This is a genomic window from Rathayibacter sp. AY2B3 (assembly GCF_002931755.1).
In the GTDB taxonomy this organism is placed as follows: Bacteria; Actinomycetota; Actinomycetes; order Actinomycetales; family Microbacteriaceae; genus Rathayibacter.
Window position 1 is genome coordinate 79,978 of the sequence record NZ_PSUG01000001.1, and the last position, 12,929, is coordinate 92,906.

The following is a 12,929-nucleotide window of genomic DNA, read 5'->3' on the forward strand; positions in this document are numbered from 1 at the left end:
CGGTCTCGCCGCCGCCGGACCCCTCCATTGTCACCGCTGCACCCGGCGCCCGCCAGGGGAGCGCTCGTCGCCGGAGTCCGGCAGGTCGGCCGCGGTGGCCGTGATGCGGTTGGCCATGCCGTTGAAGATGATGCCGTGGAAGGGCAGGATCGCGAACCAGTAGAGCCGGCCCGCGAGGCCCTGCGGGAAGAACACCGCGCGCTGCGTGTAGACCGAGCCGCCGTCTCCGGAGGGCTCGGCGCGCATCTCGAGCCAGGCCCCGCCGGGCACCTTCATCTCGGCGCGCAGGCGCAGGAGCTTCGGCCGCTCGATCTCCTCGACGCGCCAGAAGTCGAGGGCGTCGCCGGCGTGCAGGCGCGCGGAGTCGCGGCGCCCGCGCTGCAGGCCCACTCCCCCGACGAGGCGGTCCATCCAGCCGCGGATCACCCACGCGAGCGGGAAGGAGTACCAGCCGTTGGTGCCGCCGATGCCCTCGATGACGCGCCAGAGCTTGGCCGGGTCGGCGTGGGTGCGGCGCTCCTTGAGGTCCACGTAGACCGTGTGGCCGGCCCACTCCGGGTCGCTCGGCAGCGGGTCGCTGGGAGCGCCGACGACCTCCGCGTTCTGCCAGCTCGTCTCGATCTCGCCGGCCTGCATCTTGCCCAGCGCGAGGCGGACCGCGCGGCGGTAGGAGGTCAGCCCGCCCTCGGGATCGGGGATGAGCGCGCGGATGTCCTGCTCGTGCACGACGCAGTCGTACTGCAGCGAGGCGATGATGGGCACCGCGAGCGAGCGCGGGATCGGCGTGACCAGGTTGACCCACTGCGAGGCCAGCCACGGGGTGAACACCGGCAGGGACGCGATCGGCCGCTGCGGGAGCCCGGCCTCGACCGCGTAGCCGTTCATCATCTGGCCGTAGCGGAGCACGTCGGGCCCGCCGATGTCGAAGGTGCGGTTGAGCGTGGCGTCCTCGAGCGACGCGGAGCCGATCAGGTAGTGCAGCACGTCGCGCACGGCGATCGGCTGGATGAAGTTGCGCACCCACTGCGGCGCGGGCATGTACGGCAGCACATCGGTGAGGTGGCGCACCATCTCGAAGGAGGTCGACCCGGAGCCGATGATCACGCCCGCCTGCAAAGCGATCGTCGGCACTCCCGACTCCATCAGGATCCGGCCCACCTCCGCGCGGGAGCGGAGGTGCTTCGACAGCTCCTGGCCCTCCGGGTGCAGGCCGCCGAGGTAGACGATGCGGCCGACGCCGGCCGACTCCGCGGCCGTGGCGACGTTCTGCGCCGCGCGGCTCTCGACCTCCTCGAAGTGGGCGTGGTCGTTGCCCGAGCCCATCGAGTGGACGAGGTAGTAGAGGACGTCGACGCCCTCGACCGCGGCCTCCAGCGACTCCGGATCGCCGAGATCGCCCTGGGCGACCTCGACCTCCTCCGCCCACGGCACGTCGACCAGCTTGCGCGGGTCGCGCACCAGAACGCGCACCCGGAAGCCCGCCTCGAGGAGGCGCGGCGTCAGTCGGCCGCCGATGTAGCCGGTCGCGCCGGTGACGAGCGCGAGGGGGCGCGCCGAGTCGGAGGGGGTTTCGCTCATGCGGCCACGGTACGCCGATGCCCCTCCCGCCTCTCCCGCTGGTGCGAGCCCGCGGCCCCTGCTAGGCGGCACTCGGCATCCCACTCAGACGATGCCGAGGACCTCGCGCACGCGCAGGACGTCGTGGTTCATCTGGCGGATGAGCGGCTCGACGCCCTCGTAGGCCACCTGGCCGCGGATCCGGCCGACGAAGGACACGTCGACCACGCGGTCGTAGAGGTCGAGGGTGTCGAGGGTCTGGTCCAGCACGTAGGCCTCGACCTGCTTGGGCGGCACTCCGACGAAGGTGGGGTTGCTGCCGACCGAGATCGCGGCGGGATGCGTGACGCCGTCGGTGGTGAGCCGGCCCGCGTAGACCCCGTCGGCCGGGATCAGGCCCTGCGACTCCGGCGAGAGGTTGGCCGTGGGGAACCCGAGCTCGCGCCCGCGCTTCGCCCCGTGCACCACCACTCCGCGGACCACCGGCTCGTGCCCGAGCAGGCGCGTCGCGTGCTCCACGTCGCCCTCGGCCAGAAGCTCGCGGATCCAGGTGGAGGAGACACGGCGGCCGTCCTCGGGCCGCACGTCGTCGATCAGCTCCACCTCGAAGCCGTGCTGCCCGCCGAGCACGCGCAGCAGGTCGACGTCGCCCGCTCCCCGGGCGCCGAAGCGGAAGTCGGAGCCGACGAGGACCACGCGGGCCTCGAGCGCCTCCACCAGCACCTGCTGGACGAACTGCTCGGGCGAGAGCGCCCGGAACTCCTCGTCGAAGGTGAGCAGCAGCGTCGCGTCCACGCCGGTCCCCGCGAGGAGCTCGAGCTTCTGCTCGTTGCCGACCAGGACAGGCGGGCACTTCTCCGGCGCGATCACGCTGAGCGGATTGCGGTCGAAGGTGACGACGACCGCGGCGAGCCCCTGCTCGCGGGCCCGCTCGTGCAGCCGGCCGATGACGGCCCGGTGCCCGGAGTGGACGCCGTCGAACTTGCCGATCGTGACGGCCGAGGGTCCGATCCCGGCCAGGTCGCCGGGGCGGGTCTCGACGCGCATCAGGCGGTCGCCCGGGCCGCGCGCCGCCCCTGCACTCGGAGCCACCAGAGGCCGAGCACGGGCAGGACGAGAGGGATGAGCAGGTAGCCGGCGCCGAAGGCCGCCCACACCGTGGACTGGCGCCCGAACGGGTCGGCGCTGGAGAGCCCGAGCAGCTGCGGCGCGAGGAGGCTCAGAGCGCCGACCACGAGCACGCCCACCAGCTCGAACGTGATGGTCACCCAGGCGACGCGCTGCCAGGCGCGGCCGGGGACGATCAGCGCGACGGTCGCGACGATGTACACGACGGCCGAGAGCGCCGAGAGCGAGAACGCCAGCGGCGCTTCGTCGAAGCGGTCGAGGATCTGGAAGACGGAGCGTCCCGTCGCGGCGAGCGCCAGGATCCCGTAGACGACGACCAGGAGGCTGCCGATCCCGCGCGAGCGGGAGGAACGGGTCGGCTCTCCGCTCCCGGGGGCCGAGGGGACTGAGGGGTCGTGAGCGGCCCGTCCGGACGCATCGCTGGCTGGTTTCGACATCGCACGTCCATGCTAGGCGCTCGCCGGGCCGGGCCCGGTGGCGGGCGGGATCAGGCGTTCTGGAAGAACCAGATCTGGTGCATCCGGTAGACCATGACCGCGATCGAGAGGCAGGCGACGCCCAGGATCACGGTGCTCCAGCGGCTCCGCTCGATGAGCGCCCAGAAGCCGGCCGCGAGCGGCAGGAGCAGCGCCGAGATCAAGTAGATGTAGTACTCCGGCAGGCTCCCCGACGGGCGGTTGCCGACCAGCGGCGACACGATCGCGACCGCCAGCTGGACGATCAGGAGCAGCTCGACGATCGCCGTCGCGCCGACCGAGACGTCGGAGGGGCGGCGGGCGAGCAGCCCGAGCACGAGGCAGAGCAGGCCGGCCGCGACCGCGATCCCCACCTGGAGGATCGTGAACCACTCGATCACGAGGCGGCCGTCCGGAGGTCCTCGGTGGGGAAGTTGACGACGCTCTTGAGCTGGGTGCCGCGCCGCTCGGCGAGGCCGATCAGCCGCTCCCCCGGGCCGACCGCGGCGAGGAGGCCCTTCACGCCCGCGACCGCCTCCGGGGCCGGGATGCGCTTGCCGTTCGCGAGATCGCCCGCCTCCCGGGCGTCGAGGCGCAGCAGCGGGAACAGCTCGCCGGCGACGAGCGTCGGCGGCAGCAGCGCGTCGGGGACGTCCAGCTCCTCGATCTCGCCGGCCTGCGCCACGGAGAAGGGGCCGACCGCGGTGCGCCGCAGCGCGGTCAGGTGGCCGCCGACGCCGAGCGCCGCGCCCAGGTCGCGGGCGAGCGCGCGGATGTAGGTGCCGGAGGAGCAGGTGACGCGCACGTCCAGGTCGAGGAACCCCTCGACCGTGCGGGTCGCCAGGACGGCGAACTCCGAGACGGTCACGGGGCGGGAGGCGAGCACGACCTCCTCGCCGTCGCGGGCGCGGGCGTAGGCGCGGCGGCCGTCGACCTTGATCGCGCTGACGGTGCTGGGGACCTGCTCGATCGCTCCGGTCAGGGCGGCGATCGCATCGGACACCGACTCCGGGGCGAGGGCCGCGACGAGGGCGGGATCCGCCGAGGCGAGCACCTCGCCCTCCTGGTCGTCGGTGGTGGTGGAGGAGCCCAGCCGGATCGTCGCCTCGTACTGCTTGTCGAGGCCGACGAGATAGGTGAGCAGCCGCGTCGAGGGGCCGAGGCCGAGGATCATCAGCCCGGTCGCCATCGGATCCAGCGTCCCTGCGTGGCCGACCTTCCGGGTCCCCGCGCGGCGGCGGGTCCGCGAGACGAGGTCGTGGCTGGTGATGCCGCCGGGCTTGTCCAGCAGGAGGATCCCGTTCGGAGCCGGGGCGGGGGTCTCGAGCACGGGTGCGAGGATACACGGACGGATCGGGAGTACCCCCGGGGTGGAGCCGGACCCCTCTCCCGCCCGTCCTAGGCTGTCCGGATGAGGATCGCAGTACTCGGAGCAGGCGCCGTCGGCGGCACCATCGCCGCCCTTCTCGACCGCGCCGGGCACGACGTCGAAGTCACCGCCCGAGGCGGCCACCTCACCGCGATCCGCCGGTCGGGGATCCGGCTCGACGGGGCGTGGGGCGAGCACACCGCCTGGGTCCGCTGCGGCGAGTCCCTCGACCTGGTGCCCGATCTCGCCTTCGTCTGCACGAAGGCGCAGGACGCCGAGGACGCGCTGCGCACCAACCGCCGCACGGTCGACGGCACCCTCGTCGTCGTCGTCCAGAACGGACTGGACGGACTCACCGCCGCGGCCCGGCAGGTGCGCGACGCCCGGCTCGTGGGCGCTCTCGCCCTGTTCGCCGCGAGCCACCTCGAACCCGGCCGCGTGACCGTCACAGCTCCCGCCACGACCACGCTGGGCGTCCCCGGCCGCCCGGCCGACGACCACGTGCGCCGCGCCGCCGCCGTGCTCGGCGAGGCGGTCCCCACCGCCGTCACCGACGACTTCACCGGTGCGCAGTGGACGAAGCTGCTGATCAACGAGGTCAACGCCCTGCCCGCGATCACCGGGCTCTCGGTCCAGGAGACGATCGACGATCCGGGACTCCGGCGCGTCCTCGCCCGGTCGATGCGCGAGGCGGCCCGGACGGGCCTCGCGTCGGGCGTCCGCTTCGGCTCTCTGCAGGGACTCTCGAACGCTTCCGTCCGCGCCCTCGCCGCCGCTCCCCTGCCCGTGGTCGAGCTGCTCCCCCGACGGATGGCCGCGCGGATGGGCGAGGTGCCGAACCCCGGATCGACGCTGCAGAGCGTCCGTCGCGGAGTGCCGAGTGAGATCGACCACCTGGCCGGGGCCGTGGTCCGCACCGCTCACCGCGGCGGGCGCGAGGCGCCGGTCAACCAGCTGCTGGTCGACCTGGTGCACGAGGTCGAGCGGGCGGGCGCCTTCCTGCCTCCCGCCGAGGTCGTCCGCCGGGCCGGCCTGGTCTGAGGCGGCGGACCGGCGTGCGTCCGGCCGTCACGACGAAGGCCGGCGCGGCCCGATCGACGCGTTCCACCGGGTAGACGCGGCCATGGCCTTCGTTCTGCAGGCGGGCGCTCAGCAGGAGTCGGCGAAGAGGCGCCGGGGCTGCTCCGGATCGCGGATGTCGACGAGGATCCCCGCCAGGCGGCGCGGGTCCGTCGTGGCGCGGTACGCCGCGTCCACCGGGGGCTCCTGCGTGTCGAGGCGGATGCTGGTGCTCCACGCGCCGCGCAGCTCCGGCCGGAGGGCGAACTCGCCGTCGACGAGCAGCACCGCGTCGCGGCCGGCGGTCCGCCAGCGGGCCTGCCGCGCCTCGTCGCGCACCGCGTCGAAGCCCGCGAGGACGAAGCCCGTGCTGCCGCCGAGCGTGAACGGATCGAGCAGCACGCGGCGCAGGAGCTCGTAGTCGTAGCCGGCCGCGTAGGAGCGCTGCTCCTCGGGCACGGTGGGGTCGTCCCGATCGGCGCGGGGGCGTCGGAAGTCGGCGAGGTGCGCGACGATCGCGTCCTTGCCGGCCCGGCGGAGCGCCTCCGCGAGGTCGAGCGCGAACGCCGCGCTCACCGCGGGGTCGTCGCCGTCGATCCCGACCTTCACCCGTCCGCGACCGTAGTTGTGCAGCACCTCCGCCGCGAGAGCGTCGAGCACATCGGCCATCTGCGGAGCCCACCTGGTCATCCGCCCACGATACGCGCCGCCGCCTAGTGTGGGCTGATGCCCTCCTCCGCCCTCGCCGACGCGATCGTCACCTGGTTCTGGACCAGTGCACGGGACCTGCCGTGGCGCCGGGAGGGCTTCCCCGCCTGGGGCACGCTCGTCAGCGAGTTCATGCTGCAGCAGACCCCCGTGGTCCGCGTCGTCCCGCGTCTGGCGGAGTGGCTGGAGCGCTGGCCGACACCCTCCGCACTCGCCGCCGTCCCGCCCGGCGAGGCGGTGCGCGCCTGGCAGTCCCTCGGTTACCCGCGGCGGGCCCTGCGCCTGCACGCCTGCGCGGTGGCGATCGCCGAGGAGCACGGCGACGTGGTCCCCGACGACGTCGACACCCTGCTCGCACTGCCCGGCATCGGCGACTACACCGCGCGCGCCGTCGCCGTGTTCGCCTACGGGAAGCGGCACCCCGTCGTCGACACCAACGTCCGGCGGGTCCTCGCGCGCGCGGTCGACGGAGCGGCGGAGCCCGGCCCGCCCCGCGCGAAGGCCGACCTCGCCGCGATGTCGGCGCTGCTGCCCGAGTCGCTCTCCGAGGCGGCGGCCTTCAACGCCGGCACGATGGAGCTCGGGGCGATCGTCTGCACCGCCCGCGCTCCGCGCTGCGACGAGTGCCCGATCCGCGACCTCTGCCGCTGGCGGGCGGAGGGGTACCCCGAGCACACCGGGCCCGTGAAGCCGAAGCAGAAGCGGTTCGAGGGCTCGGACCGCCAGGTCCGCGGCCTCATCCTCGCCGAGCTGCGTGCCGCGCACGGACCCGTCACGGCAGCCGAGGTGGAGACGCTCTGGCCGGACGCCGACCAGCGCGGTCGCGCTCTGGCCGGGCTTCTCGCCGACGGCCTGGCGACGGGCGGCCCGGAGGACGGCTACCTCCTCCCCGGCTCCTAGACGCCCTTGACCCGCGTCCGCGTCGGAGGAGGCGGGTAGGGTCGGCGCCGTGACCGGTCGCCGCCTCCGCCTCCCCCGCCCCGACGCCGCCGTCGAGCGCGCCCTCGACATCGACCTCGCCCAGGACGTCCAGCGAGCCCTCGCCGCGGTCCGCGTCGAGAACGACCTGCCCGGCCCGTTCCCGCCGGACGCGCTGGCCGAGGCCGAGCACGCGGACGCCGGAGCGGACGACGAGGGCCGCGCCGACCGGACGGATCTCCCCTTCGTGACGATCGACCCGTCCGGCTCGCTCGACCTGGACCAGGCCCTCCACCTGGAGCGCACGCCGGAGGGCGTCGTCCTCCGCTACGCCATCGCTGACGTGCCCGCGGTCGTCCGCACCGGCGGAGCGCTCGACGCCGAGACGCGCCTGCGCGGTCAGACCTACTACCTCCCGGACGGCCGCGTCCCGCTGCACCCCGCGGTCCTCTCCGAGGGGACCGCGTCGCTCCTGCCGGACGAGACCCGTCGAGCGCTGGTCTGGACGCTGACCCTCGACGAGCGGGCGGAGCCGCGCTCGGTGCACCTCGAGCGGGCGCTCGTGCGCAGCGTGGCCCGGCTCGACTACGAGGGCGTGCAGAGAAGCGTCGACGCGGGCGATCCGCACCCCTCGATCGCACTGCTCCCCTGGTTCGGGCGCGAGCGCCTGGCGCGCGAGGCCGAGCGCGGAGGAGCGAGCCTGACGCTGCCCGAGGAGGAGATCGTCGCCGTCGACGGCGGCTACCGGGTCGAGCGCCGCGCTCCCCTGGCCGTCGAGGGCTGGAACGCCCAGGTCTCGCTGCTGACCGGGATGGCGGCCGCGACGATGATGCTCGACGCGGGGGTCGGCATCCTCCGGACCATGCCCGACGCCGACCCTGCGACCGTCACCGCCTTCCGGTCCCGGGCCGCGGCGCTGGGCGTTCCGTGGCCCGAGGAGGAGGCGTACGGCGCCTACCTCCGTCGCCTCGACACCGACGACCCCGCGCAGCTCGCGATCATGTACGCCGCGGCGAGCCTGTTCCGCGGCGCCGGCTACACCGCGTTCGACGGCGCCCCGCCGGAGCACCCCGAGCAGGCGGCCCTCGCCGCGCCGTACGCGCACGTCACCGCGCCGCTGCGGCGCCTGGTGGACCGGTTCGGCCTCGCCGTCTGCCTCGCGGTGTCCCGCGGCGGGACGATCCCGTTGCAGCTGCGCGAGGCGCTGCCCCTGCTCCCGCCTCTCCTCGCCGCGAGCGACCGCCGGGCCGGAGCCGCCTCCCGTGCGGCGACCGCGATCGTCGAGGCCGCCGTCCTGCGCGGTCGCGAAGGAGCCTCCTTCAGCGGGATCGTCGTCTCCGCGGCGCGCACCCGATCCTCGGTCCAGCTGCTCGACCCGGAGATCACGGTCGACCTCCCGGTCCCGCTCACGCCGGGAGCCCGTGTCGTCGTCGTCCTGGAATCGGTCGACGTCGCCACGGGCTCCGCGGTGTTCGGGCTCGGCGCCTAGTCCTCGTCGTCCTCGCGGGGCTTCACGTAGGGGTCGGCCTCGCCGGCGTAGTCCGCCTGAGCGGCGAGGGACTGCACCTGCGAATCCTGGCTGCGCGCGGCGGCGAGCAGGTCCTCGATGTGCTTCGCGTTCTCAGGCACCGCGTCGAGGATGAACTCGAGCGACGGCGTGAGCCGGGACGTGATGTTCCTGCCCACCTCGGTGCGGAGCATGCCCGTGGCGGCCTTGAGGGCCGCGGCCGAATCGGCGCGCTCCTCATCGGTGCCGTAGACCGTGTAGAACACCGAGGCGTGCTGCAGGTCGCCGGTCACCTGGACATCGGTGATGGTGACGAAGCCGAGGCGCGGGTCGCGGAGACCGCGCTCGAGCCGCTTCGCGACGATCACCTGGATACGTTCGGCGAGCTTCCTCGCCCGGGCCGGATCTGCCATGGCTGGTCCTCACATCTCTCTCGGCGAACCGTTCAGCTCGCCATTCAACCACTCCCCGCCCGGACGACCGGTCGCGCGGAGGGGGCCTTGCTTCGTGGGCATGGACGGGGCACTGCGCGTCTGCGACGGCGCGGGTGAGGTGCCTCCTCGCGGCTCCCCGCCCGTGCCTGCGATCGGAGGGAGTGGGGGTCCGCCCCCGAGGACTCGGGGATCGGGGTGGGGAGGCTGAGGGGCTGGATCGGGCACCGACCGTCGCCCCCTGCTCGGGAGACGCCCGCTCAGCGGGCGCACCCACCGAGATCGGTCCACCGCGCCCGGAGGTGCGGAAGCACCCGTTGGAGGGTCCGCGCCTCCGAGACACGATGCGGCCCCGATTCCTCCCGCAGGGAGGGAGGGGACTCCCGATCCCGCACGGGCAGCGCCGTGAGACGCCGGAAGGCCCGGGCGGACCCGGGCCTTCCAGTGGAGCGGATCAGCCTCGCGGCTTCTCCTTCATCTCGATCGTCTCGATCTCGTCGCCGATCTGGATGTCGTTGTACTTTCCGAGACCGATACCGGCCTCGTAGTCCGTACGGACCTCCGTGACGTCGTCCTTGAAGCGACGCAGCGACTCGATGGCCAGGTTGTCCCCGACCACGACGCCGTCACGGATGACGCGCGCCTTCGAGTTGCGGGTGATCGTGCCGGAGCGGACGATGACACCCGCGATGTTGCCGACCTTGGAGGAGCGGAACACCTCGCGGATCTCGGCGACACCGGACTGGACCTCCTCGAACTCGGGCTTGAGCATGCCCGTGAGCGAGTTCTCGACCTCTTCGATCGCGTTGTAGATGACCGAGTAGAAGCGGATGTCCACTCCTTCTCGAGCAGCGCGCTCGCGGGCCTTCGGGTCGGGGCGGACGTTGAAGCCCACGATGATCGCGTTGTCGATCGTCGCGAGGTTGACGTCCGACTCCGTGATCGCACCGACACCGCGGTGGATGATGCGCAGCTGCACCGAGTCGTCGACCTCGATCTTGACGAGCGACTCCTCCAGCGCCTCGACGGCACCGGACACGTCGCCCTTGATGATGAGGTTGAGCGACTCGACCTTGCCCTCCTCGAGAGCACGGGTGAAGTCCTCGAGCGAGATGCGCTTGCGGGCCTTGGCCAGCAGGGCGTTGCGCTGAGCGGCTTCGCGCTTCTCGGCGATCTGACGGGCCGTGCGGTCCTCCTCGGTGACGAGGAAGGTGTCGCCGGCGCGGGGCACGGACGAGAGTCCCTGCACCTGCACCGGACGCGACGGCACGGCTTCGAGGACGGCGTTGCCGTTCTCGTCCGCCATCGCACGGACTCGGCCGTAGGCCGTTCCGGCGACGATCGCGTCTCCGACGCGCAGCGTTCCCGACTGGATGAGCACGGTCGCGACCGCACCGCGTCCCTTGTCGAGCTTCGCCTCGATCGCGACTCCGCGTGCCTCCTTGTTGGGGTTGGCGCGCAGGTCGAGACCGGCGTCCGCGGTGAGCAGCACGGCGTCCAGGAGGTCCTGGATGCCGGTGCCCGCGCGAGCCGACACGTCGACGAACATGACGTCTCCGCCGTACTCCTCGGCGACGAGCCCGAACTCGGTGAGCTGCTGGCGCACCTTGGCGGGGTTGGCGTCGGGCTTGTCCACCTTGTTGACCGCGACCACGATCGGCACGTTGGCCGCCTGGGCGTGGTTCAGCGCCTCGATGGTCTGCGGCATGATGCCGTCGTCCGCCGCGACCACGAGGATCGCGATGTCCGTGACCTGGGCACCGCGGGCTCGCATGGCGGTGAACGCCTCGTGACCCGGGGTGTCGATGAAGGTGATCGGGCGCTCGATGCCCTCGTGCTCCGCGACGACCTGGTACGCACCGATGTGCTGCGTGATGCCGCCCGCCTCGCCGGCGACGACGTTGGCGTTGCGGATCGCGTCGAGCAGGCGCGTCTTTCCGTGGTCGACGTGACCCATGACGGTGACGACGGGGGGACGGATCTCGAGGTCCTCGTCCGTCTCGTCGTCGAGCTCCTGCTCGAGGTCGAGACCGAAGCCCTCGAGGAGCTCCTTGTCCTCGTCCTCGGGCGAGACGACCTGGATCTTGAAGCCGAGCTCGGAGCCGAGCACCTCGAAGGTGGCCTCGTCGAGCGACTCGGTCGCCGTCGCCATCTCGCCGAGGGCGAAGAGGACGGTGACCAGGTTGCCGGGGGGCACCGGCACGCCGGTCATGGCCTCGATCTTGTCGGCGAAGTCGGAGATCGACGCGCCGCGGCGCAGACGGATGACCGTCCTGCCGTCACCGCGGGGGACGCTGACGCCGCCGAGCGACGGAGCCTCCCTGAGCTCGAACTCCTGACGCTTCGTGCGCTTGGACTTCCGGGCCTTGCTCTTGCCGCCGCCGCGACCGAACGCTCCTGCGGTTCCACCGCCGGGGCCGCGACCGCGACCGCCGCCGCCACCGGGACGCGGGGCGAAGCCGCCACCGGCACCGGGAGCGCCGCCGGGGCGCTGGAAGCCGCCGCCGGCCGGACGACCGGCACCGCCGGGACGTCCTGCTCCACCGCCGGGTCCGCCGGGACGCTGGCCGAAGCCGGCGGGGCGCTGGCCCATGCCGGGTCCGCCGGGTCGGGGCGCGCCGGGGCGCGGAGCAGCGGGGCGGGGGATGTTGCCCGGGGTCGGACGCGATCCCATGCCCTGCGAGCTGGCGAAGGGGTTGTTGCCGGGGCGCGGGGCGGCCGGACGCTGTCCCATGCCCTGGTTGCTGGCGAACGGGTTGTTGCCCGGGCGCGGGGTGCCGCCGGGACGGTTGGAGCCGCCCGAGGCGCCGCCGGGGCGCGGGGTGCTCGCGGCGGGAGCCGGACGCGGGGTCACGGGCTTGGGTCCGCCGGGGGTCGGGCCGGACGCCGGCTTCTCGGCGGCGGCCGGAGCCGCGGGGGCCTCGGTCGGAGCCGGAGCGGCGGCCTCAGCGGGCGCGTCCTTGGCGGCCTGGGCGCGCTGAGCGGCCGCAGCCTCCTGGGCTGCCTGAGCCTGCGCCTGGCGCTCGGCGACCGACATCGGCGGTGCCGGCGCCGGAGCGGGCGGCTTGGCCGGGCCGGGCGTCGGCGCGGACGGACGGGCGCCGGAGGGGCGCGGGGCTCCGGAACGGGCTCCGGCGGCGGGGGCGGCCGGGGTCGCCGACGTTCCCGCGGTGGATCCGCCCTGGCCCTGGAGGGCCTGGCGGAGCTTGCGCGCCACCGGGGGTTCGATGCTCGAGGACGGGCCCTTGACGAACTCGCCGAGCTCCTTCAACTTCGCAAGTGCGACCTTGCTATCGACACCCAGTTCGGATGCGATCTCGTGTACGCGTGGTTTTGCCACTTCTCTCCTGTCTTGGGCCTGCACCCAAGACGGGGGCAGGCGTCACGAACGGACGGGTCTCATTTCGAGCCGCTCATCAGTCTTCGCTCATGATCAGTTCACGGGCCGTTCTGCCTGTTCTCTATGGTGTGATCGTGCGCTGCTCCGGGCCCTCCGGTTGAGGGGCCGAGCCGGTCGGATCGTGCGACGTACTGCTCCAGCTCGCTCGCGTCCACGCTCTCGCGTGTCCGGAACGCTCTTCCGAACGCGCGGCGCTTGACCGCGAGCTCGTAGCAGTCGGCTGTGTCGTGGAGCCACGCTCCCCGACCAGGACGGACGGCACGCGGGTCTACCGCGAGGACGTTCGAGTGGAGGACCAGCCTCAGAAGAGAGGCCCGGGGGGCGCGCAGACGGCAGCCGACGCACGTTCTGACGGCTTCCACTCTACTCCCTCCCCTCCGGGACCGCTCCCCCGCAC

The 12,929-nt window shown here is 73.3% G+C and carries 12 protein-coding genes; 3 read left to right on the forward strand and 9 right to left on the reverse strand.

Annotated features, from left to right (window positions below; translation table 11 throughout):
• Positions 1–30 precede the first annotated feature (30 nt).
• The 5 genes from C5C24_RS00360 to truB all read right to left on the reverse strand — a co-directional run bounded on the left by C5C24_RS00360 (position 31) and on the right by truB (position 4,470).
• Positions 31–1,578 (reverse strand): SDR family oxidoreductase, encoded by a 1,548-nt coding sequence (locus tag C5C24_RS00360; RefSeq protein ID WP_104276508.1) that lies wholly within the window; start codon positions 1,576–1,578, stop codon positions 31–33.
• Positions 1,579–1,662: 84 nt separating this feature from the next.
• On the reverse strand, positions 1,663–2,604 hold the full coding sequence (locus C5C24_RS00365; protein WP_104276507.1) for a bifunctional riboflavin kinase/FAD synthetase: 942 nt from the start codon (positions 2,602–2,604) through the stop codon (positions 1,663–1,665).
• A complete protein-coding gene (locus C5C24_RS00370; RefSeq protein WP_258064992.1) occupies positions 2,604–3,122 on the reverse strand; it encodes a hypothetical protein in 519 nt (172 codons plus the stop codon). Before C5C24_RS00370 ends, C5C24_RS00365 begins: the two co-directional genes overlap by 1 nt.
• Before the next feature lie 50 nt (positions 3,123–3,172).
• Positions 3,173–3,541 carry a hypothetical protein gene (locus C5C24_RS00375; RefSeq protein ID WP_104304026.1) on the reverse strand — a complete coding sequence of 123 codons (369 nt, stop codon included), beginning with the start codon at positions 3,539–3,541 and terminating at the stop codon, positions 3,173–3,175.
• Positions 3,538–4,470 carry a tRNA pseudouridine(55) synthase TruB gene (truB, locus tag C5C24_RS00380; RefSeq protein WP_104304027.1) on the reverse strand — a complete coding sequence of 311 codons (933 nt, stop codon included), beginning with the start codon at positions 4,468–4,470 and terminating at the stop codon, positions 3,538–3,540. Before truB ends, C5C24_RS00375 begins: the two co-directional genes overlap by 4 nt.
• Positions 4,471–4,551: 81 nt before the next feature.
• Between truB and C5C24_RS00385 the strand changes: the two genes are divergently transcribed.
• Positions 4,552–5,550: a ketopantoate reductase family protein gene (locus tag C5C24_RS00385; RefSeq protein WP_104276505.1), complete on the forward strand. Its 999-nt coding sequence runs from the start codon at positions 4,552–4,554 to the stop codon at positions 5,548–5,550.
• 108 nt (positions 5,551–5,658) lie between these two features.
• Here C5C24_RS00385 and C5C24_RS00390 read toward each other — a convergent pair whose 3' ends face one another.
• Positions 5,659–6,258 (reverse strand): hypothetical protein, encoded by a 600-nt coding sequence (locus tag C5C24_RS00390; protein ID WP_146082481.1) that lies wholly within the window; start codon positions 6,256–6,258, stop codon positions 5,659–5,661.
• 36 nt (positions 6,259–6,294) lie between these two features.
• On the opposite strand from C5C24_RS00390, the gene C5C24_RS00395 reads away from it, so the two are divergent.
• Both C5C24_RS00395 and C5C24_RS00400 read left to right on the forward strand, forming a co-directional pair.
• Positions 6,295–7,176, forward strand: coding sequence for an A/G-specific adenine glycosylase (locus C5C24_RS00395; protein ID WP_104304029.1), 882 nt, complete (start codon positions 6,295–6,297; stop codon positions 7,174–7,176).
• Positions 7,177–7,225: 49 nt separating this feature from the next.
• Entirely contained in the window at positions 7,226–8,683 is a 1,458-nt protein-coding gene (locus tag C5C24_RS00400) for a ribonuclease catalytic domain-containing protein (RefSeq protein ID WP_258064993.1), read from the forward strand.
• Here the strand turns inward: C5C24_RS00400 and rbfA are convergent.
• The 3 genes from rbfA to C5C24_RS00415 form a co-directional block, all read right to left on the reverse strand.
• The gene (gene rbfA / locus C5C24_RS00405) at positions 8,680–9,114 is read right to left on the reverse strand and encodes a 30S ribosome-binding factor RbfA (protein ID WP_104223052.1); all 435 of its coding nucleotides are present in this window, start codon (positions 9,112–9,114) and stop codon (positions 8,680–8,682) included. The two genes, C5C24_RS00400 and rbfA, sit on opposite strands and share 4 nt — an antisense overlap.
• A gap of 472 nt (positions 9,115–9,586) precedes the next feature.
• The gene (gene infB, locus C5C24_RS00410) at positions 9,587–12,472 is read right to left on the reverse strand and encodes a translation initiation factor IF-2 (RefSeq protein WP_104304030.1); all 2,886 of its coding nucleotides are present in this window, start codon (positions 12,470–12,472) and stop codon (positions 9,587–9,589) included.
• A gap of 98 nt (positions 12,473–12,570) precedes the next feature.
• Positions 12,571–12,894 carry a YlxR family protein gene (locus tag C5C24_RS00415; RefSeq protein ID WP_104277141.1) on the reverse strand — a complete coding sequence of 108 codons (324 nt, stop codon included), beginning with the start codon at positions 12,892–12,894 and terminating at the stop codon, positions 12,571–12,573.
• Positions 12,895–12,929: the final 35 nt, after the last annotated feature.

Excerpts from the sequence above, each read along its gene's own strand:
- C5C24_RS00360 (WP_104276508.1), bottom strand. The coding sequence starts at position 1,578 with ATGAGCGAAACCCCCTCCGACTCGGCGCGCCCCCTCGCGCTCGTCACC.
- C5C24_RS00365 (WP_104276507.1), bottom strand. The coding sequence starts at position 2,604 with ATGCGCGTCGAGACCCGCCCCGGCGACCTGGCCGGGATCGGACCCTCG.
- C5C24_RS00370 (WP_258064992.1), bottom strand. The coding sequence starts at position 3,122 with ATGTCGAAACCAGCCAGCGATGCGTCCGGACGGGCCGCTCACGACCCC.
- C5C24_RS00385 (WP_104276505.1), top strand. The coding sequence starts at position 4,552 with ATGAGGATCGCAGTACTCGGAGCAGGCGCCGTCGGCGGCACCATCGCC.
- C5C24_RS00390 (WP_146082481.1), bottom strand. The coding sequence starts at position 6,258 with ATGACCAGGTGGGCTCCGCAGATGGCCGATGTGCTCGACGCTCTCGCG.
- C5C24_RS00395 (WP_104304029.1), top strand. The coding sequence starts at position 6,295 with ATGCCCTCCTCCGCCCTCGCCGACGCGATCGTCACCTGGTTCTGGACC.
- rbfA (WP_104223052.1), bottom strand. The coding sequence starts at position 9,114 with ATGGCAGATCCGGCCCGGGCGAGGAAGCTCGCCGAACGTATCCAGGTG.